The organism is Amycolatopsis sp. NPDC004747 (assembly GCF_053601335.1).
This window is the reverse complement of sequence record NZ_JBSGBQ010000064.1, coordinates 1-19,418: the sequence shown is the minus strand read 5'-3', so window position 1 is coordinate 19,418 and position 19,418 is coordinate 1. Positions and strand designations below refer to the sequence as shown.

General features: G+C 72.6%; 20 protein-coding genes. 13 read left to right on the top strand and 7 right to left on the bottom strand.

What is annotated here, in order from left to right; genetic code table 11:
* Positions 1-587: 587 nt before the first annotated feature.
* Together ACWEGE_RS46510 and ACWEGE_RS46505 are read right to left on the bottom strand one after the other, a co-directional pair.
* Positions 588-968 carry a DUF1304 domain-containing protein gene (locus ACWEGE_RS46510; protein WP_449666932.1) on the bottom strand — a complete coding sequence of 127 codons (381 nt, stop codon included), beginning with the start codon at positions 966-968 and terminating at the stop codon, positions 588-590.
* Positions 965-1,432 (bottom strand): SRPBCC family protein, encoded by a 468-nt coding sequence (locus ACWEGE_RS46505; protein ID WP_449666931.1) that lies wholly within the window; start codon positions 1,430-1,432, stop codon positions 965-967. Before ACWEGE_RS46505 ends, ACWEGE_RS46510 begins: the two co-directional genes overlap by 4 nt.
* A 75-nt stretch (positions 1,433-1,507) precedes the next feature.
* Here ACWEGE_RS46505 and ACWEGE_RS46500 point away from each other — a divergent pair, with 75 nt between their 5' ends.
* On the top strand, positions 1,508-2,188 hold the full coding sequence (locus tag ACWEGE_RS46500; RefSeq protein WP_449666930.1) for a TetR family transcriptional regulator: 681 nt from the start codon (positions 1,508-1,510) through the stop codon (positions 2,186-2,188).
* A gap of 147 nt (positions 2,189-2,335) precedes the next feature.
* Positions 2,336-3,430, top strand: a complete 1,095-nt coding sequence (locus tag ACWEGE_RS46495) for a D-alanine--D-alanine ligase family protein (RefSeq protein ID WP_449666929.1) — start codon at positions 2,336-2,338, stop codon at positions 3,428-3,430.
* Here ACWEGE_RS46495 and ACWEGE_RS46490 read toward each other — a convergent pair.
* Both ACWEGE_RS46490 and ACWEGE_RS46485 read right to left on the bottom strand, forming a co-directional pair.
* A complete protein-coding gene (locus tag ACWEGE_RS46490; RefSeq protein ID WP_449666928.1) occupies positions 3,427-3,963 on the bottom strand; it encodes a DUF3515 domain-containing protein in 537 nt (178 codons plus the stop codon). The genes ACWEGE_RS46495 and ACWEGE_RS46490 overlap by 4 nt on opposite strands.
* 60 nt (positions 3,964-4,023) lie before the next feature.
* Positions 4,024-4,257, bottom strand: a complete 234-nt coding sequence (locus tag ACWEGE_RS46485) for an Lrp/AsnC family transcriptional regulator (RefSeq protein WP_003091994.1) — start codon at positions 4,255-4,257, stop codon at positions 4,024-4,026.
* Positions 4,258-4,394: 137 nt separating this feature from the next.
* On the opposite strand from ACWEGE_RS46485, the gene ACWEGE_RS46480 reads away from it, so the two are divergent.
* Both ACWEGE_RS46480 and ACWEGE_RS46475 read left to right on the top strand, forming a co-directional pair.
* Entirely contained in the window at positions 4,395-5,351 is a 957-nt protein-coding gene (locus ACWEGE_RS46480) for a thiamine-phosphate kinase (RefSeq protein WP_449666927.1), read from the top strand.
* A gap of 16 nt (positions 5,352-5,367) precedes the next feature.
* Positions 5,368-5,847: a GNAT family N-acetyltransferase gene (locus tag ACWEGE_RS46475; RefSeq protein WP_449666926.1), complete on the top strand. Its 480-nt coding sequence runs from the start codon at positions 5,368-5,370 to the stop codon at positions 5,845-5,847.
* Here the strand turns inward: ACWEGE_RS46475 and ACWEGE_RS46470 are convergent.
* Positions 5,834-7,021 (bottom strand): glycoside hydrolase family 27 protein, encoded by a 1,188-nt coding sequence (locus tag ACWEGE_RS46470; RefSeq protein ID WP_449666925.1) that lies wholly within the window; start codon positions 7,019-7,021, stop codon positions 5,834-5,836. The genes ACWEGE_RS46475 and ACWEGE_RS46470 overlap by 14 nt on opposite strands.
* A gap of 56 nt (positions 7,022-7,077) precedes the next feature.
* Here ACWEGE_RS46470 and ACWEGE_RS46465 point away from each other — a divergent pair, with 56 nt between their 5' ends.
* From ACWEGE_RS46465 to ACWEGE_RS46455, 3 genes are all read left to right on the top strand, one after another.
* Positions 7,078-7,608: a gamma carbonic anhydrase family protein gene (locus ACWEGE_RS46465; protein ID WP_449666924.1), complete on the top strand. Its 531-nt coding sequence runs from the start codon at positions 7,078-7,080 to the stop codon at positions 7,606-7,608.
* A 30-nt stretch (positions 7,609-7,638) separates the two neighbouring features.
* Positions 7,639-8,316, top strand: a complete 678-nt coding sequence (locus ACWEGE_RS46460) for a uracil-DNA glycosylase (protein WP_449666923.1) — start codon at positions 7,639-7,641, stop codon at positions 8,314-8,316.
* Between the two features lie 66 nt (positions 8,317-8,382).
* Positions 8,383-9,150: an alpha/beta fold hydrolase gene (locus tag ACWEGE_RS46455; protein ID WP_449666922.1), complete on the top strand. Its 768-nt coding sequence runs from the start codon at positions 8,383-8,385 to the stop codon at positions 9,148-9,150.
* A gap of 57 nt (positions 9,151-9,207) precedes the next feature.
* On the opposite strand, the gene rpmB is transcribed toward ACWEGE_RS46455, so the two are convergent.
* On the bottom strand, positions 9,208-9,399 hold the full coding sequence (gene rpmB / locus ACWEGE_RS46450; protein ID WP_176172341.1) for a 50S ribosomal protein L28: 192 nt from the start codon (positions 9,397-9,399) through the stop codon (positions 9,208-9,210).
* Between the two features lie 134 nt (positions 9,400-9,533).
* Between rpmB and ACWEGE_RS46445 the strand changes: the two genes are divergently transcribed.
* The 3 genes from ACWEGE_RS46445 to ACWEGE_RS46435 are packed head-to-tail and all read left to right on the top strand — an operon-like array spanning position 9,534 to position 13,750.
* Positions 9,534-11,126 (top strand): DAK2 domain-containing protein, encoded by a 1,593-nt coding sequence (locus tag ACWEGE_RS46445; RefSeq protein ID WP_449666921.1) that lies wholly within the window; start codon positions 9,534-9,536, stop codon positions 11,124-11,126.
* Between the two features lie 3 nt (positions 11,127-11,129).
* Positions 11,130-13,283: an ATP-dependent DNA helicase RecG gene (gene recG / locus ACWEGE_RS46440; protein ID WP_449666920.1), complete on the top strand. Its 2,154-nt coding sequence runs from the start codon at positions 11,130-11,132 to the stop codon at positions 13,281-13,283.
* Positions 13,280-13,750, top strand: coding sequence for an N-acetyltransferase family protein (locus ACWEGE_RS46435; RefSeq protein ID WP_449666919.1), 471 nt, complete (start codon positions 13,280-13,282; stop codon positions 13,748-13,750). The genes recG and ACWEGE_RS46435 overlap by 4 nt, the downstream gene beginning before the upstream one ends.
* Here ACWEGE_RS46435 and ACWEGE_RS46430 read toward each other — a convergent pair.
* Complete coding sequence (locus ACWEGE_RS46430) at positions 13,710-14,345, bottom strand: TetR/AcrR family transcriptional regulator (RefSeq protein WP_449666918.1); 636 nt, start codon at positions 14,343-14,345, stop codon at positions 13,710-13,712. The two genes, ACWEGE_RS46435 and ACWEGE_RS46430, sit on opposite strands and share 41 nt — an antisense overlap.
* A gap of 31 nt (positions 14,346-14,376) precedes the next feature.
* On the opposite strand from ACWEGE_RS46430, the gene ACWEGE_RS46425 reads away from it, so the two are divergent.
* Genes ACWEGE_RS46425 through ACWEGE_RS46415 form a run of 3 tightly spaced genes read left to right on the top strand, consistent with a single transcriptional unit; the run spans position 14,377 to position 18,940 of the window.
* Positions 14,377-15,522, top strand: a complete 1,146-nt coding sequence (locus tag ACWEGE_RS46425; protein ID WP_449666917.1) for an erythromycin esterase family protein — start codon at positions 14,377-14,379, stop codon at positions 15,520-15,522.
* 36 nt (positions 15,523-15,558) lie between these two features.
* Positions 15,559-18,012, top strand: a complete 2,454-nt coding sequence (locus tag ACWEGE_RS46420; protein ID WP_449666916.1) for a caspase, EACC1-associated type — start codon at positions 15,559-15,561, stop codon at positions 18,010-18,012.
* A 43-nt stretch (positions 18,013-18,055) separates the two neighbouring features.
* Complete coding sequence (locus ACWEGE_RS46415; RefSeq protein WP_449666933.1) at positions 18,056-18,940, top strand: S8 family peptidase; 885 nt, start codon at positions 18,056-18,058, stop codon at positions 18,938-18,940.
* The last annotated feature ends 478 nt before the right edge of the window (positions 18,941-19,418 follow it).

The window sequence follows — 19,418 nt, the reverse complement described above, 5'->3', positions numbered from 1 at the left end:
TCCACTCAGACAACGGATACGCGCAGCGCGTGTCACAGCCCAGCCCCGCCTGGACACCCCTAACTTAGCGGTATTGCCCGTCCGGCGAGGACATTCTTTTCTTCCAAGCCGCGGCAGAGCAGGGAGGTCTGGTGACGTCGTGGTCGGCTTCCGTTGCCGGCTGCGGGTCCGCAACGACGAAGCACCCTCGCCAACCGGACTTACACATCACTCGTCCAGTAGTTGCTGACCGGGGTTTGCTGCGCTGGTGCGCCAGGTCCTTGTCGCGCTGAAACCCTTGTCCCGCTGAGAGTTTGCCGCCCACGACCCTGTTGTCCACAATCCGGCCGTGATGGGGACAAGTGGTCCCGCGGGCTTCGGTTTCGCGGCTTTTCGTCGGGCTGCCCGGATACGCTCAATGAGGCGGGGGTCCCCCAAGGGAGGGCGGGTCGTGCCGGCCGGTGTGTCGCTGGCCGGCGCCCCACCCCAAGGCCCGGCGCCCTGCATCGAGGTCCGGCGCCCGCCCCAAGGCCCGGCGCCCCAACCCAGGGCCCGGCGCCCGCCCCAGGGCCCGGCGCCCGCCCCAAGGCCCGGCGCGCGGGGCCGGCTCAAGCCATGAGCGCGATGAGCGTCCCCAGGGCAGGTGCCCCCTGCCCGATCAGCCCCTTGATCCGCGCCCGGCGGGGGTCGAAGGCGATCAGGGCCGTGCCCGCCGCGAGCATCGACGCGGTGGCGGCCAGGACGAGCGCCTGGCCGCCGGCGACGGCGCCCGTGTGCACCGCGGTCAAACCGGCGAGCACCTGCAGCGCCAGGAGAGCGTTGTAACACCCCTGGTGGAACGCCCAGGGGCGGACCGCCGCGAGGTCCGCCGCGCGCACCTCGAACATCGCGTGGACGGCGGGGTGGGTGAAGCGGACGCTTTCCATCGTGAAGATCCACAGGTGCGTCAGCGCCGCGACGAGGGCGAATGTCTGCGCGGGGAGGTTCATCGGGGCTGGTCCCGGCGCAGCGCGCCGGTCTCGTCCAGCTCGGCGAGCAGGGCGGGCACGCCGACGGTGAGCATCTTGGTCCGGATCGAGCCGAGCAGCTTGGCCATGGCGAACCCGCCGACTCCGGTGAACCCGGTGTGGTGGTAGGTGAAGCGGGTTCCCGCCGGCGTGGGCTCCAGCCGGTAGAGGACCTGGCTGGGTGTCTCGCCCTCCTCGCCGACCCACGTGTAGCGCAGCAGTTCCCGCTCGCGGACCTCCAGGACCTCGCAGTCGACGATGCCGCGCCAGAAGGGCATCGGCTTGGCGACGAACCGGAAGCGGTTGCCGACCACGGGCTGGAACCCCTCGGCGCGCGCCCCTTTCCCGGTCGAGGTCCAGTGCGGGATCAGGTCCGGGTCGGTCATCGCCCGCCAGACCTTCACGGGCGAGTGCGGGTAGTCGCGAACGATGTGGATCTCGGACATGGCGGCTCCTCAAACTTCGGTGACTGTAAATATACAGTAGCAGAACTTTTTGCGTGACTGAAGTAGGATGGTCGCATGGGGACCACCGGCCGTCCGGTCGTCGAGGGCCTGCGTGAGCGCAAGAAGCGCGCGATGCGCCGGCAGCTGTCCGACACCGCCACGCGGATGTTCGTCGAGCACGGCTTCGACGCCGTCCGGGTCGCCGACGTCGGCAGGGCGTGCGGGGTGTCCGAGAAGACCGTCTTCAACTACTTCCCGAGCAAGGAGGCACTGCTCCTGGACCGGCTGGAAGCGACCGCCGACGCGCTGCGCACGCACCTGGCGAACCCGGCGCTTCCCCCGGTCGCCGCGATGCTGGCGGTCCTCGACCAGGAACTGCACGGTCTCGCCGCGAACCTTGCCGCCGACCCGGAGCCCGACCGCGCGCTGGCGCAGTACCGGAAGTTCGGCGACCTGATCCGCGACACCCCCTCGCTGCGGGCGTACCAGAGCGACACCGCCGACCGGTTCGTCGACGTCGCCGCCGAAGTGCTCGCCGCCCGGACCGGGCTGCGACCCGGCGATCCCGAACCGCAGATCGCCGCGGCCACCCTCCTCGGCCTGTGGCGGGTCCAGTTCCGCGCCCTGCGGACCCACCTGCGGCCCGGCCACCCGGCAACGGCCGCGATCGGCACCGTCACCCGCGAAGTCCGTCGTGCCGCCCGCCTGGCCGAGCGAGGGCTGGCCGGCTTCCCCGGGTCCGTGGAACCACGCTGAAGCACGACCGGCCCGGCGCGGGCCCAATCCGGCCTCGATGTACCGGACGTGCCACCCCCGTCACCCGTTGCGTTCGCCGCCCACCGCGTCCCACCCGGCGCACGGGGCTCGGCTGTTCCGCGAGGTCACCGGGTACGGTGGCTCACCATGAGCGAGAAGATCCGGGTGGCGGTCGTGTTCGGCGGGCGCAGCAGCGAGCACACCATCTCGTGCCTGTCCGCCGGGAGCGTCCTCGGGCACCTCGACCCGGAGCGGTTCGAGGCCGTGCCCGTCGGGATCACCCGGGAAGGCCGCTGGGTGCTCGGCACCGGGGACTCCGCCCAGCTCGCCATCCGCGGCCGGGAACTGCCCTCCGTCGACGACGGCAAGGGGCTCGTCCTCGCCGGGGACCCCTCCAGCCAAGGGCTGGTGGCCGTGCAACCCGGGCGGGAAAGCGAACTGCTGTCCCGGGTCGACGTCGTCTTCCCCGTCCTGCACGGCGCCTTCGGCGAAGACGGCACCATCCAGGGCCTCCTGGAACTCGCCGGCATCCCCTACGTCGGGCCCGGCGTGCTCGCCAGCGCCGCCGCCATGGACAAGGAAACCGCCAAGAAACTGCTCGCCGCCGAAGGGCTTCCGGTCGGGACCTACTCCGCCCTCGGGCGCGGGCAGTCTACTTTGGACGAACAGGCGAAGGCCGAGCTCGGGCTGCCCGTCTTCGTCAAGCCGTCCCGGGCCGGCTCCTCCGTCGGCATTTCGCGCGTGGCGGACTGGGCCGAGCTCGACGCCGCCATCGCACTCGCCCGCGCGACCGATCCGAAGGTGCTCGTGGAGGCCGCCGTCGTCGGCCGCGAAGTGGAGTGCGGGGTCCTCGAATTCCCCGACGGCCACGTCGAGGCCTCGCTGCCCGCCGAGATCCGGGTGCTGTCCGAAGACGAAAACGCCTGGTACGACTTCGAAACCAAGTACCTGGGCGACGACGCCGAACTCGACATCCCGGCCAAGCTCGACGACGCCCTCACCGAGAAGCTCCGCGCGATGGCCGTCGAAGCCTTCCGGGCGCTGGACTGCCAGGGCCTCGCCCGCGTCGACTTCTTCGTCACCGAGGACCACGAGTTGATCATCAACGAGGTCAACACCATGCCGGGCTTCACGACGAAGTCCGCCTACCCGAAGATGTGGGAGGTCACCGGCATGGACTACGCCACGCTGCTGACCACCCTCGTCGAGACGGCGCTCGCCCGCGGAACCGGTCTCCGCTAGGAAAAGCGCAGCGGACGCGCGGGCAGTTTCGCGGCCACGGTGTCCGAGATCTCCTGCAGCGGGCCCGTTCCGGCGCTGTCCGGCACGGTCAGCGCCGCGTAGACCTCGCGGTCCACCACGTACCACGTCGACGTGCCGTCACCGGGCACCTGCAGCCACTGCACGCCGTTGACCAGCCGCAGCTGGGCCGTCGGGGTCAGCTCCGGCGGCCGGTTCAGGCCGCAGCGCAGGACCAGCGGGTCTTCGGTGCCCCAGGCGACCGTGGCGGGCGGGGCCGGGGCGGCCAGCTCGCGCACCTTCAGCTGCTTGCCGTTCGACGTCAGCTCCGCCGGGACCGCGCCCAGCAGCGTGGTGCAGCCCGGCGACCCCGACTCGGGCGCGGGGACCGGGACCAGCGGCAGCGGCCCGGCGGCGGGCTGCTCGGCGCCCTTGGTCAGGGCGAACACGGCGACGGCGACCGCCAGCGCCACGGCGAGCGCGGCCGCGGTGACGAGCACCACCCGGGGCGGCGCTCCGGTGTCGGAATCAGGCACCGGACCACTACACCACTGCCGCCGGTTCGGCGGGTCCCGGGGCCCCGGGAACGGCTCCGCTCAGAGGTGCACGACCGGGCAGGTCAGCGTCCGCGTGATGCCCTCCACGTTCTGCACCTTCGCGACCACGAGCTGGCCCAGCTGGTCGACGTTGTCGGCGGCCGCGCGGACGATCACGTCGTACGGTCCGGTGACATCCTCCGAGCTGGTCACACCCGGGATGCTGGAGATCTCGGCAGCCACCGCGGCCGCCTTGCCGACCTCGGTCTGGATGAGGATGTATGCGTGGACCACGGCGCGCCCTTTCGTCGGGATCTTGTTCCTCAAGGTAGGAACGTCACCAGCAACGTATCGCCAGCTCACGGAAAAACATAGGGCATCCGACTATCGGTGATCGATCTTTGTCCCGGTAGAGAAAGCAGAGGTGACCGGTGTCACCGAACGACGGAACGGTCGCCGAGACCGGCGAGTTCGCGCTCATCCGAGCCGTCACCGAAGGACGGCGCCAGCCCCCGGGCACGCTGCTCGGCCCGGGCGACGACGCCGCCGTCGTCGCCGCCCCGGACGGCCGGGTGGTCGCCAGCACCGACGTGCTCGTCCAGGGTGTCCACTTCCGCCTCGACTGGTCGACGCCCGAGCACGTCGGGCGCAAGGCCGTCGCGGTCAACCTGGCCGACATCGCCGCCATGGGCGCCAGCCCGACCACCGTCCTGGTCGGACTCGCCTGCCCGCCCGAGACACCCAGCGACGTCGTGAAGGGGCTCACCGACGGCATGTGGGCCGAGGCCGAACGCGCCGGCATCGGCGTCTCCGGCGGCGACATGGTCCGCGCCGACCAGCTCGTGATCAGTGTCACGGCGCTCGGCGACCTCGGCGACCGCGAGCCGGTGACGCGCTCGGGCGCCCGGCCCGGCGACGTCGTCGCGGTGAACGGGCGGCTCGGCTGGGCCGCGGCCGGCCTGGCCGTGCTCGGCCGCGGCTTCCGGTCGCCGGTCGGCGTGGTCAACGCCCAGCGCTGCCCGGAACCGCCCTACGAAGCCGGCCCGCGGGCCGCGCTCGCCGGGGCCACGGCGATGATCGACGTCTCCGACGGCCTGCTCGCCGACCTCGGCCACATCGGCGAGGCCTCCGACGTCGGCATCGACGTCCGCACCGCCGACCTCGACGTCCCCGCCCGGCTCACCGAGGTCGGCGCCGCCCTCGGCGCGGATCCGCTGGACTGGGTGCTCACCGGCGGCGAGGACCACGCGCTGGCGGCCACCTTCCCGCCGTTCACCGAGCTCCCGGACGGCTGGCGCACCATCGGCGTCGTCACCATGGCCGGCTCCGGGATCACCGTCGACGGGAAACCGTTTTCGCGAGAAGGCGGGTGGACGCACTGGCGCTGATCTAGGCTCCGGAAGCGTGAGAATCGTTCCAGTTCCCTACGACCACCCTGACGCGGCCAAGCTCATGGCTTCGGTGCAGCAGGTGTACGTCGAGCGCTACGGCAGCGAGGACGCCACCCCGATGAGCCCCGCGGACTTCGACCCGCCGCAGGGCGTGTTCCTCGTCGGCTACCAGGGCGAGGAGGCGGTCGCCTGCGGGGCGTGGCGCGCCCACGACGGGCCCGAGCCCGACTTCCAGGACGGCGACGCCGAGTTCAAGCGGATGTACGTCGCCGATTCCGCCCGCGGCCGCGGGTTCGCGCGGATGATCCTGTCCGAGCTGGAGCGCACGGCGGCGCTGTGCGGCCGCAAGCGCGCGGTCCTGGAGACCGGGACCAAGCAGCCGGAAGCGATCGCGCTCTACACGTCGTCGGGCTACGCCGAGATCCCGCACTTCGGCGTCTACAAGAACGAGCCGGAAAGCCGCTGCTTCGGCAAGGACCTCACCTCGGTGTGAGCTTCAGCAGGGCCGCCGCGTGGGGTCGCAGGGTCGAGGAAACGGAGCCGGCGGCTGTGCCCGCTTCCCGGTGGGCCCAGAGGTCGCGGACGTTCCACACACCGGGGATCGCGGCGGAGACGGTCGCGGTGGTGCTGCCGGTGTTCAGCAGCACCACCGCGAAACCGCCGCCGCTCAACGGTTTTCCCCACACCTGCCAGGTGGGACCGGCGTCGAGCTGCCGTCCCTGGCTGCCCGCGAAGTCCTGGTCGACGGCGATCGCTTCGGCGTTGCCGAGCGTCGCGAGGTCGGTGCCGCCCAGCTTCGCCGGGTCGGTGCCGGCGAACAGCGGCGCGTTGAGCACGGCCCAGACGCTGAAGTGCGCGCGCGACTCGTCGGCGGTCAGCGTGCCGTTGCCGACCTGCAGCATGTCCGGGTCGTTCCAGCCGCCGGGGGAGCCGCTGTGGGTGGCGACACCGGCTTGCCGGTCGATCGTCGCGAGCACGGATTCCCAGGTCGGAACCAGGTCGTAGGTGGTGCGCCACAGGTTCGCCACCGGCCGCGCCCAGGTCCACGGGCGGGAGACGCCGTACTCGGAGATCGCGTAGACGATCGGCCGGGGCAGCGCGGCCAGCTCGTCGCGCATCTTCTCGAACGCGGCCTTCCGGTCGAGGCCGTCCACGGTGTCGGCGTAGCACCAGTCGTACTTGAGGTAGTCGACGCCCCAGCGGTCGAACGTCTCGGCGTCCTGGCGCTCGTGCCCGAGCGAGCCGATGCCGGACGCGGGGTAGGCGTCGTTGGTCATGGCGCAGGTCCGGCTGCCGGGCACGGCGTAGATGCCGAACAGCAGGCCGCGGGAGTGGACGTAGTCGGCGAGGTCGGCGATGCCGTGCGGGAACCGCCCGGGGTCCGCCCGCAGCGAGCCGTCGGCGGCCCGGCCTGCTGCCTGCCAGCAGTCGTCGACCACGACGTACTGGTAACCCGCGTCACGCAGGCCGGTGTCGGCGAGCCCGTCGGCGGCCTTCCGGACGACGTCCTCGGTGAGGTCGTGGCAGCGGACCTGGTTCCAGCTGTTCCAGCCCATCGGCGGGGTGCCGGCCAGGCCGTTCGCCGCCGCCGGGGCCGCGACGGGCAGGCTCAGCAGCCACGTCAGCACGACGAGGAGGAGCACGAGCGGGCTGGTTTTCGGCTTCACGGCGATGGCGTGATCCAATCGCACCGGAAGTGAAACCGCGGTCACCCGGAGGCGGCATGCCGATCTACGCACTCGGTTCGCTCGAACCGACGATCCACCCGGACGCCTACGTCCATCCCGACGCGACGGTGATCGGCGACGTCCGGATCGGCGCGCACGCGTCGGTGTGGCCGCAGACGGTGCTGCGCGGCGACCACGGCTACATCGAGATCGGCGAGCGTTCGAACGTGCAGGACGGCTGCGTCCTGCACTGCACCTCGCGGCACCCGACGATCCTCGGGCCGTCGTCGGCGATCGGGCACGCGGTGCACGTCGAGGGCGCAACGATCGGCACCGGCTGCCTCATCGCGTCGGGCTCGGTGGTGCTGAACGGCTCGGTGATCGAGGACGGCGGCATGGTCGGCGCGGGCGCGGTGCTGTCGTACGGCTCCCACGTGAAGACCGGGGAGATCGCACTGGGCGTGCCCGCGAAGACCCGCGAGAACAAGTCGTTCGGCGCGGACAACATCGCGTTGGTCGTCGATTCCTACGTCGAGCGCGGCAAGCGGTTCCGGACCGAGTTGCGGCGGCTCGACCCGCTCGGGTGACGCCGGCCACGCCCGGTAGGCTTGCGCGCCGTGACCGCACGACCGCTGCAGGACATCGTCGAGGCAGGCTGGGCGAAAGCCCTCGAACCGGTGGCGCCGCAGGTCGCCGCGATGGGGGAGTTCCTCCGCGCGGAGATCGCCGCGGGCCGCACCTACCTGCCGGCGGGTGAGCACGTGCTGCGGGCGTTCAAGCAGCCGTTCCACGACGTCCGCGTGCTGATCGTCGGCCAGGACCCGTACCCGACCCCGGGGCACGCGGTCGGCCTGAGCTTCTCGGTGGCGCCCGACGTCCGGCCGATCCCGAAGAGCCTGGTCAACATCTACAAGGAGTACGTCGACGACCTCGGCCACCCGCTGCCGTCCAACGGCGACCTGACGCCGTGGGCCGAGCAGGGCGTGCTGCTGCTCAACAGGGCGCTGACCGTGCAGCCCGGGAAGTCGAACTCGCACCAGGGCAAGGGCTGGGAAGAGGTCACCGAGCAGGCGATCAAGGCCCTCGCGGCCCGGTCGGAGCCGATGGTGGCGATCCTGTGGGGCCGCAACGCCCGCAACCTGCGCCCGATGCTGGGTGACGTCCCGTGCATCGAGTCCGCGCACCCGAGCCCGCTCTCGGCGCACAACGGCTTCTTCGGGTCCCGGCCGTTCAGCCGGGCCAACCAGCTGCTGGAGCAGCAGGGTGCGGCGCCGGTCGACTGGAAACTCCCCTAGGCCGGAGCGTCCGGATCGGCGGGCCGGCTCCGACCGAGGGGTGAACGAATCCTTCCGGAGGAAACCATGAACGTCATCTCGGCCGACGGCACGTCCATCCACTTCGAACAGCGCGGCGACGGCCCGCCGGTGATCCTGGTCGGCGGCGCGTTCAACGACCGCACGACCACGGTGGGCCTGGCCGAGGTGCTGGCCGGCGACTTCACGGCGATCAACTACGACCGCCGCGGGCGCGGCGACTCCGGGGACGCCCCGGAGTACGCCGTCGAGCGGGAGATCGAGGACATCGCGGCGCTGATCGCCCAGGTGGGCGGCACGGCGTCGGTGTTCGGGCACTCCTCGGGCGCGATCCTGGCCCTGGAAGCGGCCGCGGCGGGCATCGGGATCGAAAAGGTGGTGGCGTACGAGCCGCCTTACGCGACGGACGAGCACCCGCGGGCCGACGTGGTGGGCGAGGTGCGCGCCCGGCTGTCGGCGGGGGACTCCGACGGCGCGGTGGCGACGTTCCTGCAGGTCGCGGGCACCCCGGCGGAGATGATCGAGGGGATGAAGCAGGCCCCGGTGTGGGGCTGGTTCACGGCGCTGGCGCACACGCTGCCGTACGACCTGACGATCTGCGGCCCGGACGCCCGCCCCCGGGCCTCCTTGGCCCGCATCGCGATCCCGACGCTGGTGATCGGCGGCGGCGCGAGCGACGACGCACTGCAGTCAGGAGCCCGCGCGGCCGCCGAGGCCATCCCGGGCGCCCGTCACGAGACCCTCGAAGGGCAGGACCACGGGGTGCTGCAGTACCCGGAAACGCTCAAGGACCTGCTGACCGATTTTCTGAAGTAGGACATGAAAATGGCGGGTGCTCTCGTGAGCACCCGCCATCCCAAACTTCGCTCAGCGTCAGCCGCGAACGACCTTGCCCGCCTTGATGCAGGAGGTGCACACGTTCAGGCGCTTGCGCTGGGACACCCCCACCTTGGCGTGGACGGTCTGGATGTTCGGGTTCCACCGGCGGTTGGTACGGCGGTGGGAGTGCGAGACCGCCTTGCCGAAGCCCGGTCCCTTGCCACAGACGTCGCACACGGCAGCCACGTCGAACTCCTTTGGATCTGGGTCATAGAAATGAGCCCAGATGCACTGGGCAACTCGACCATAGTAACTACTGCGTTCCGGGCCCCCGGCACCGGGTCGATACGCTGCCCGGGGACCGGGTAGGAGGTTACGGGGTGCGGGTGCTGGACACGGCGGCGGTGTCGGCCTGGGCTGCGGGTTGTGTGCGCAGCCTGGCGAGCCTGCGGCCGGCCATCGACGAGATCAACGTCTACCCCGTCGCCGATTCCGACACCGGCTCCAACATGCTCTTCACGATGACCGGCGCGGCCCGGGAGCTCTCCGAAGCGGCCCCGGAAACCGCCGGCGAAGCGCTGAAGGTCCTCGCGCGCGGCGCGGTCACCTCCGCGAAGGGCAACTCCGGCGTGATCCTCTCCCAGGTCGTGCGCGGGCTCGCGGACCACGCCGAAGGCGAGCTGGACGGCGCGTGGCTGGCCGCGGCACTCGGGCACGCCGACGAGGCCGCCACCGGCGCCGTCAGCCGCCCGGTCGCCGGGACCATCCTGACCGTCCTGCACGCCGTCGCGCTCGCCGTCCGCGGCGACACGGGCCCGCTGCCCGAGGTCGCGCACAAGGCGGCGCGGGCAGCGGCGCATGCCCTGGAGAAGACGCCCGAGCAGCTGCCCGCGCTGGCCAGGGCCGGGGTCGTCGACGCCGGGGCGCGCGGCCTGGTCGCCGTGCTGGACGCGCTGGTCGGCGTGCTCACCGGCGCCCCCGTCGAGCAGGAACACGCCCTCGAGGTGCACACCGTGCACACCGTGCACACCGAAAGCTCCGAGGCCTACGTCTGGGAGGTCATGTACCTCCTGGACGGCGTCGACGAGGCGAGCCTGCCGACGCTGCAGAAGGAGCTGAGCGGCCTCGGGGACAGCGTCACCGTGGCCGGGGACGGCTCGGGCAGCCACGCCGTGCACGTCCACTGCGCCGACATCGGCGGCGCCATCGAGGCCGGGCTCGCGCTGGGCCGTCCGCGCAAGATCCGCGTGGAGCCGTTGCTCACGCCGACGCCGATCGAGCCCGGTGGCGGGATCGACCGCACGGTCGTCGCCGTCGTCCACGGGGGCGCGCTGGCCGAGCTGCTGCGCGCCGAAAGCATCCCGGTGCTGGCCGTGCCCGAGGGCGGGACGCCGAGCGTCGAGGACATGATCGGCCTGCTCAACGAGGCCGCCGGGCAGCAGGTGACCGTGCTGCCGGGCAGCGTCGCCCTCACCGCCGCCGCCGACACCGCGGCCGGGCACGCGATGGCCGCCGACCGGGACGTCGTGGTCATCCCGTGCGCGTCGCCGGTGCAGGTGCTGGCCGCTCTCGCCGTGCACGACGCCGGCCGCCGCACCAACGACGACGTCGTCGCGATGGCCGAAGCGGCCGCCGCGACCAGGCGTGGCGAACTGCGGATCGCGCAGGAGGAGTCGCTAACCTGGGTGGGCCGGGCCCAGTCCGGTGACGTGGTCGGCCTGGTCGACGACGAGGTGGTGCTGATCGAGCCCGCGCCCGCGTCCGAGACGAACCTGGTCGCGGCCGCGATGAAGGTGCTGAACCGGATGCTGGCGCTCGGCGGGGAGCTGGTGACGGTGCTGAGCGGGGCGGCGGCCCCGCCGGGGGTCGCCGGGGAGCTCGCCGAGCAGCTGCGGGTGGAGCACCCGGAGGTGGAGCTGACCAGCTACGCCAGCGGCCAGGCGGACGCCGTGCTGCTGATGGGAGTCGAATAGCGGATGGCCGGACTGCGCGACAAGCTGCCGTTGCTGCTGGGCGCCAAGACGGCGAAGGCGCTCGCCACGTCGTTGGACATCGAAACGGTCAGCGACCTGCTGCGCCACTACCCGCGCCGCTACGCCGAGCGCGGTGAGCTCACCGACATCCACGGCCTCGAGCTGGGCGAGCACGCCACCGTGCTGGCGCGCATCGAAAAGGTGAGCAAGCGGCGGATGAAGGCGCGCAACGGGACCATCCTCGACATGGTCATCACCGACGGGAAACGCCGGCTGACCTGCGCGTTCTTCAATCAGACCTGGCGGGAGAAGGACCTCGTCCCCGGCAAGACCGGCCTGTTCGCCGGCAAGGTGTCCGCCTTCCGCGACACGCTGCAGCTGACCAACCCCGAGTACGAGCTGTTCGAGGCCGACCGCGCCGAAGAGGCGATGGACGACTTCCTCGCCGCGATCATCCCGGTGTACCCGGCGGCGCAGGGCATGCCGACCTGGTCGATCGCCAAGTGCGTGCGGCAGGTCCTCGACGTCCTCGAGGTCGACGACGACCCGATGCCCGCCGAGCTGCGGCGGCTGCACAAGCTGGCCGACCTCGACAACGCGCTGCGCGGCATCCACCGCCCGGAGAACTGGGCGCACCTGGAGGCGTCGAAGAAGCGGCTGAAGTGGGACGAAGCCATGGCCGTCCAGCTGATCTTCGCGCAGCGGCGCCACTCGGCCATCTCGCGGCCGGCGAAGGCGAACCCGCACGTCAGCGGCGGTCTGCTGGACGCCTTCGACAAGCGGCTGCCGTTCGACCTCACCGCGGGCCAGCGGGGCATCGGCGACGAGATCGCCGCCGATCTGGCGTCGGAGCACCCGATGAACCGGCTGCTGCAGGGCGAGGTCGGCTCGGGCAAGACGGTCGTCGCGCTGCGGGCGATGCTGCAGGTCGTCGACAGCGGGCGGCAGGCCGCGATGCTGGCGCCGACCGAGGTCCTGGCCGCGCAGCACGCGCGGTCGCTGCGGGAAATGCTCGGTGACCTCGGCCAGGCGGGCGAGCTGGGCGCGGCGGAGAACGCCACGCGCGTGACGCTGCTCACCGGCTCGATGGGCGCGAAGGAGCGCAAGAAGGCGCTGCTGGAGATCGTCAGCGGCGAAGCCGGGATCGTCGTCGGCACGCACGCGCTGATCCAGGACCACGTCGAGTTCGCCGACCTCGGCCTCGCCGTCGTCGACGAGCAGCACCGCTTCGGCGTCGAGCAGCGGGACGCGCTGCGCACCCGCGGGGCCGGCGACACGAGCCCGCACGTGCTCGTCATGACCGCGACGCCGATCCCGCGCACGGTGGCCATGACCGTGTACGGCGACCTGGAGGTCTCGGCGCTGCGCGAGATGCCGGTCGGGCGGTCGCCGATCGCGACCACGGTCGTGCCGGTCGCCGAGAAGCCCGCCTGGTTCGAGCGGATCTGGCAGCGCGTGCGCGAGGAGGTCGGCAAGGGGCACCAGGCGTACGTCGTCTGCCCGCGGATCGGCGACGAGCCGCCGTCGGACAAGAGCGACAAGCGGCCGCCGCTCGCGGTCCTCGAAGTGGCCCCCGAGCTGGAGCACGGGCCGCTGCAGGGCCTGAAGATCGGCGTGCTGCACGGCCGGATGCCGCCCGACGACAAGGACGCCGTGATGCGCGCGTTCTCCTCGGGGCAGCTGGACGTTCTCGTGGCCACGACGGTGATCGAGGTCGGCGTGAACGTGCCGAACGCGACCGCGATGGTGATCATGGACGCCGACCGGTTCGGCGTCAGCCAGCTGCACCAGCTGCGCGGCCGCGTCGGCCGGGGCAGCGTGCCGGGGCTGTGCCTGCTGGTCACCGAAACCCTGGACGGCACGGCGACGCGCGAGCGGCTGGCGGCGGTCGAGTCCACGACGGACGGGTTCGAGCTGTCGCGACTGGACCTGGAGCTGCGCCGCGAAGGCGACATCCTGGGCGCCGCGCAGTCCGGGAAGCGGTCCACGCTGAAGCTGCTGTCGCTGCTGCGGGACGAGGACGTGATCGCCGCTTCGCGGGCCTTGGCGCAGGAGCTCGTCACGCAGGACCCGGAGCTGGCGAAGTACCGGGGCCTGGCGCAGATGGTCGCCGACGTCGTCGACGTCGACCGCGCGGAGTACCTGGAGAAGAGTTGATCCGCCCGGCCACGGTCGCCGACGCCGAGGCGATCGGCGAGGTCCACGTGCGGTCGTGGCAGGCGGCTTACGAGGGGCTGATCCCGGCTGGGTTCCTCGCGCGGCTCTCGGCTTCCTCGCGCGCGGCGGCGTGGGCCCGGCGCATCGGCGACGGTTCCGGGCAGGTGCTGGTCGCCGAGGAGGACGGCGTCGTCGCGGGCTTCGCCGCCTTCGGGCCTTCGCAGCTGTACGCGCTGTACTTGCTGCCGGAGTTCTGGGGGCGCGGCCTCGGCCGGGCGCTGCACGACCGGGTCGTCGCGGAGATGCCCGGCGAGAGCGCCGTGCTGTGGGTGCTCGCGACGAACGAGCGGGCGAAGGCGTTCTACGTGCGGCAGGGCTGGGTGGACGACGACGCCCGCCAGACCGAGACGATCGACGAGGGGCGCGTCACGCTGGAGGAGATGCGGTACCGCCGCCGGCTGCCGTGAACACCCCGGCCTTCGCGGCGGCCGCGGCGGCCTTCGCGGCGACGCCGGCGTCCTGGGGGGTCACGCCTTCCCGGGAGACGAACAGGCGGTAGAAGACCGGCCCGCAGGCCACCCGGACCACCTCGACGGCGTCCGTGCCGGGCGGGACCTCGCCGCGCTCGATCGCCCGGTGCACGGCGGCGGCCGAGCGGGCGTGGCGGTCGACGTAGAACTCCTGCAGGGCCGCCGCCGCGCGGGCGGAGAGGAACGCGGCCGAGATCGACGCCGTCGGCAGCTCGCGCTCGCCCGGCGTGGTGAAGTAGCGCACCAGCTCGAGGTTGATCCCGCGCAGGTCGCCTTCGAGCGATCCGGTGTCCGGGGCCGCCCACTCCTGTTCGGTGCCCATCAGCAAGGCGGCCGCGACCAGGCCCTCGGCGGACTCCCAGCGGCGGTACAGCGTCGTCTTGTGCACGCCGGAGCGCTCGGCGACCGCCTCGACCGTCAGCTCCGCGTACCCGCGTTCGCCGAGCAGCTCGAGGGTGGCGTTCAGCGCGGCGAGGCGGGTCCGCTCGGTGCGGCCGCCCGGCCGCTTGGTCCCGGAAATCTCGGTTGCCAACTGCTACTCCTGTTGCGTTAGTGTCTCCAGTATGACAGGAACCGTCGACGTTGCCGAGATCGCCGGGCTGATCGGCGACGCCGAAGTCGTCGCCATCGGCGAGAACAACCATCACGTCCGCGAGTTCGGCGCGCTGCGCGACCGCCTCCTGCGCCACCTGGTCACCGAGCGCGGGTTCACCGTGCTCGGGTTCGAGGGCGGCTTCGCCGAGGGACACCTGGTCGACGCGTGGCTGCGGGGCGGTCCGGGCGAGGTCGCCGACGTCGCCCGGGACGGCTTCACCTTCGGCCTCGGCGACTCGGCCGAGGTGCACGAGATGCTGACCTGGCTGCGCGGCCGCGGCGTCCGGTTCTTCGGGCTGGACGTGCCGAGTTCGGCGGGTTCGCCGGTGCCCGCGCTGCGGGCGGTCCGCGAAGTCCTGGCGCGGGTGGATCCGGCCAATGTGTCCCTTGTGGACACGGCGCTGGCGGCCTGCGAGCCGTACGCGTCGGTGAGCAGCGCGGTCGCGCCGGGCCGGTACCAGGAGATGAGCGTGGAGGCGCGGGACGCGGCCACGACGGCCCTGACAGTCCTCAAAGGACATGTCGAGTCACTGGCGCCCGAAGCCGCGCACGACGCCGAGGGCGCGTTGCGCGTCGACCTGTACCTGCGGGAGCTCGACGCGCTCATGGCGGGCCGGGCGCCGGAGCCGCAGAGCTCGTCGCGGGACACGTACATGGCGGCCACCGTGCGCCTGCTGCGGCGGCGGTTCCCCGGCGAGAAGATCGTGCTGATGATCCACAACGGACACCTGCAGCGGGTGCCGTTCTCGCCGATGCCGGGCATGACGGCGCCCTCGGCCGGGACGCACCTGGCCGCGGAACTGGGGGAGCGCTATTTCGCGCTGGCCTTGACCGCCGTCTCGGGGACGACGACCGGGCTGGCGCCCGACCCGGCGTACCCGCTGGGGTTCCGGATGTTCGAGCAGGCCCTCTCGGAGCCGGCGGAGGGCAGCGTCGAGGCGATGCTGGCTTCGCGGGCGCCGTGCGTGGTCGAGCGCCTGGCGGCGTCGAGCGTCCGGCACGCGCACATGACTGTGCCGGTCGACGTCGCCGCGGCGTTCGACGCGGTGGTTTGCCTGGAGAAGCAGGAAACGATTTTCGCGGGCAGCGCCGAACAGGTGCGCCCGTTCGGCTGATTGCCGCAGTGTGCGGGATGGGCGTTTCCTACCGGTATGGCCGGGCGGAGGCGGGCGCTGATCGTCGCCAACGGCGAGTACGACAACGCGGGGCTGCAGCGGCTGGGCTCGCCCGCGGCGGACGCCGACGCCCTGGCCGGGGTGCTCGGCGACCGGGCGATCAGCGACTTCGAAGTCTCCGTCGTGCGGAACGAGACCGCGCACGTGGTGCAGGCGGAGATCGAGGACCTCTGCGTGGAGGGCAGGCCCGACGACGTCCTCCTGATGCACTTCTCGTGCCACGGCCTGAAGGACGATTCGGGCGGGCTGTACTTCGCCGCCCGCAACACGCGGCCGGACCGCCTGCGGTCGACGGCGGTGCCCGCGGACTTCGTGCAGCAGTGCATCCGGCAGAGCCGCTCGCGCAGCATCGTCCTGCTGCTGGACTGTTGTTACGGAGGGGCGTTCGGCCAGGGTGTGGCGGTCCGGGCCTCGGGGGACGCGAACGTGCTCGACAGCTTCCGCGGCGGCCGGGGCCGCGCGGTGATCACGGCGTCGAACTCGATCGAGTACGCGTTCGAGGGCGCGACGCTGGCGGCGGGGGAGCCTGCCCAGCCGTCGGTGTTCACGTCGGCGCTGGTGGAGGGCCTGCGCACGGGCGAAGCCGACCGCGACGAGGACGGCTGGATCGCGCTGGGCGAGCTGTACGAGTACCTGTTCGACCGGGTCCGCGAGCGCAACCCCAAGCAGACACCGAGCCGCGACATCGAGATGCAGGGCGAGCTTTACCTGGCGAAGAGCAGGCGGCGGCGCATCAAGCCGTCCCCGGTGCCGTCCGACCTGGCGGCGGCGATCGGGGCGGAGAACCCGTTCACCCGGCTCGGCGCGGTCGCCGAGCTCCGTCGCCGGCTGTCGAGCTCGAACCTGCCGGTGGCGATGGGCGCGTTCGAGGCGCTCCGGACGATGGCCGCGACCGACATCGAGCACGTGGCGGCGGCGGCTTCGGACGCGCTGTCGTTCGCGGTGGTCCGGGTGGACGTTCCGTCGGTGCGCTTGTCGGCTGCCGCGGGGTCGCGGGCTTCGGCGGTGCTGCGGGTGCTGGGGCCGCCGGTGGCGCGGGAGGTGCGATTCGAGGCTTCGCACCCGTGGATCGGGGTGACGGAGGTGCCCGGCGGGGCGGAGCTTTCGGCGACGGCCGGGGAAGCGGGAGTGCGGCGCGGGACGGTGGTGGTCAGCGGGCCGACCGGGGAAGCCGTGGTGACGGTGGAGATCGAGGCGCCGGCGGCGGTCGAGCCGGTTGTGGGGTCCGAGCCCGGGCCGCTGCCGGTCGCGGGGCAGGAGCCCGGCCCGCCGGCCGAGTCCAAGGCGGTGCACGAGCGCGAGCCCGGGCCGCCGGCCGAGCCCGAGGCGGCGCAGGAGCCCAAGCCGGTCGCGGCGCCCGCTCTTGAGCAGCCGGTGGCGCCAGGGCCTCAGGCGCGTCCTGCGGCGGGCGAAGTCGCGCCGACCGCCTCCGTGGCTGCGGAGAAGGCCGAGACCCAGCCGTCCGGTGCGGGGAGTGGGCGGCCGGTGGCTGCCGGGAGCGCCGGGCCCTCGCAAGCCTCCGAACCGCCCGCGACCCGCCCCGCGGCCGCCGGGCAGGGCGGCCGGCCGGGCTCCGTCGATCCCGTCGGCGGGTTCGCCGGGGTGGCCGCCGTTGCCGGCTCGGTGTTCGCCGTCGTCGGGCTGCCGCTGAAGTACCGCTGGGACAGCTACACCCTCGCCGGCTACCGCCCCGGCATGGAGTACTACGTGGGGCTCGTCGCCGCCTGCGCGCTCCTCGCCGGGGTGCTGACCCTCGTGCCCCGGACCAGGGCCCGGACCGGACCCGCCCTGCTGGCCGGCGTGGGGCTGGCCGCCTTGTTCGGGCTGGCGCGGTTCGCCGGCGAGGGCGTCACCCTGTCCGCGGCCACGGCCGCCGGGCGGGGCAGCGGGATCACGCTGGTCCGGTTCGTCGGCGACGGGTCGTCGGGCACCGGGCTGAACGCCGGGTTCACCTTCCTCCTCCTCGCGCACGTCGCGTGGGTGCTCGCCGGGGCGTGCGCGCTGGTGGCCCTGCGCCGGAGCCCCGCCGTCGGCCTGCGTGCCGGGCCGGTGCGCGGGTGGCCTGCCTGGCTGGCGATCGGGCTCGGCGTGCTGCTCGGCGCCGGGTGGATCGCGCAGCTCGTGGAACTGTCCGCCTACGACGCCGACAGCGCCGGCCGCAACGCCGCCTACTACGTGTTCGGCGCGGTGCTGGCGGTCGTCGTTCCCGTCGTCGCCGTGGTGCTGATTCCGCGTGCGGTCGGCGGCGCGGTGCTCGCCATGGGCATCGCCGGCCTGACCGGGGTCCTGGGGCCGACCTTCGCCGTGCTGGTGGACTACTCGTCACTGACGTACGCGGGTCAGGTGATCGCCGTGACGGCGCTCGTGCTGCTGGCGATCGACACCGCGGTCCTCGCCCGGCGGAATCAGCCGGACGGGGGACAGCCCTGAGTTGTCGTCCGGGCACCGCCGGGGTACCACGACGATCATGAGGATGCTTCTCGCGGCCGTGGCCGTGCTCGCCGGGCAGGTCTCGAGCGGGGGCGTGCAGCCCGATCCGCCCGGCTGGGGACTGGACCGGATCGACCAGCGGACCGGCCTCGACCACGCGTACCACTACGCGAGCGACGCCTCGGGCGTCACGATCTACGTGATCGACAGCGGCGTCGACGCGGCGCACCCCGACTTCCAGGGCCGCGTCGCGCCCGGACGCGACTTCCTCGACGGCGGCTCCGACACCACGGACACGAACGGCCACGGCACGCGCCTGGCCGGCATCGCCGCGGGCAAGGCGTACGGCGTCGCGAAGGGAGCGCAGATCGTGCCGGTGCGCGTGCTGGACTCCGGTGGCGGCGGGGCCACCGACAAGATCATCGCCGGGATCGACTGGGTCGCGCAGAACGCGCAGCAGCCCGCGGTCGCCGTCCTCGGCATCGGCGGGGTGCCGAACGACCAGCTCGACGCGGCGGTCAAGCGGCTGGCGACGGTGGTCCCGATCGCGGTGCCGGCCGGCAGCGAGACGGCCGACGCGAGCGGCTTCTCGCCGGGCCGGGTGCCGGAGGCGCTGACGGTCGCGGCCTCCGACGCCCAGGACCGGCCGGACAAGACGTCGAACTCCGGGCAGGACGTGGACCTGTACGCGCCGGGCTCGGACATCCCGTCCCCGATCGCGGGCGGAACGGGAGCGAGCCCGGAATCGGGCACGTCGATGGCGGCGGCGTTCGCGGCCGGCGTGGCGGCGCTGTACCGGGCCCAGCACCCGGAGGCGACGCCGGCCCAGGTGGACGAGGCAGTGATCCGCGCGGCGACGCCGGATGTGCTGAAGGGGGTTCCGGACGGGACGGCCAACCGGTTGCTCTATGCGCCGCCCGGTGGGTGAGGGGTCGGGCTTTCTGGGCGGGGCTTCTCTGGTTGTCCACAACTCGGCTGAGGTGTGGACACCGTGTCTGATCTGCGGCTTTTCCGGGTTTTGTGTCGGGCAGGCTCGATAGGCTGGACTCGGGATGGACCCCCGGGAGGGTGGGTCCTGCTCTGGGGCCGCCGATGTGCAGCCGACGGGTGGCTCGGGTGCGGGCCACCTGCAGCTGACGGGCCGCCCGGGTGCAGCGCACCAGCTGCCGATGGGTGGCTCGGGTGCGGCCCGCCAGCCGCCGATGGGCCGCTCGGGTGCGGCAGGCCAGCCGCCGGCGTGTGGTCTACGGGTGGCTCGGGTGCGGCCCGCCAGCCGCCGGCGTGTGGCCGACGAGTGGCCCGCGTGCGTCCCCCCCGTTACCGTTTTCGTAGTTCCTGATCAAGGAGCTGTGGTCACCAGGCCCGGCATGACTTGCGCCCCCAGTCGAACCCATGATCCGGGGGGT

Coding starts and splice junctions, on each gene's coding strand:
- ACWEGE_RS46510 (WP_449666932.1), bottom strand. CDS start 968: ATGAACCTCCCCGCGCAGACATTCGCCCTCGTCGCGGCGCTGACGCAC.
- ACWEGE_RS46505 (WP_449666931.1), bottom strand. CDS start 1,432: ATGTCCGAGATCCACATCGTTCGCGACTACCCGCACTCGCCCGTGAAG.
- ACWEGE_RS46500 (WP_449666930.1), top strand. CDS start 1,508: ATGGGGACCACCGGCCGTCCGGTCGTCGAGGGCCTGCGTGAGCGCAAG.
- ACWEGE_RS46495 (WP_449666929.1), top strand. CDS start 2,336: ATGAGCGAGAAGATCCGGGTGGCGGTCGTGTTCGGCGGGCGCAGCAGC.
- ACWEGE_RS46465 (WP_449666924.1), top strand. CDS start 7,078: ATGCCGATCTACGCACTCGGTTCGCTCGAACCGACGATCCACCCGGAC.
- ACWEGE_RS46455 (WP_449666922.1), top strand. CDS start 8,383: ATGAACGTCATCTCGGCCGACGGCACGTCCATCCACTTCGAACAGCGC.
- recG (WP_449666920.1), top strand. CDS start 11,130: ATGGCCGGACTGCGCGACAAGCTGCCGTTGCTGCTGGGCGCCAAGACG.
- ACWEGE_RS46425 (WP_449666917.1), top strand. CDS start 14,377: ATGACAGGAACCGTCGACGTTGCCGAGATCGCCGGGCTGATCGGCGAC.
- ACWEGE_RS46420 (WP_449666916.1), top strand. CDS start 15,559: ATGGCCGGGCGGAGGCGGGCGCTGATCGTCGCCAACGGCGAGTACGAC.
- ACWEGE_RS46415 (WP_449666933.1), top strand. CDS start 18,056: ATGCTTCTCGCGGCCGTGGCCGTGCTCGCCGGGCAGGTCTCGAGCGGG.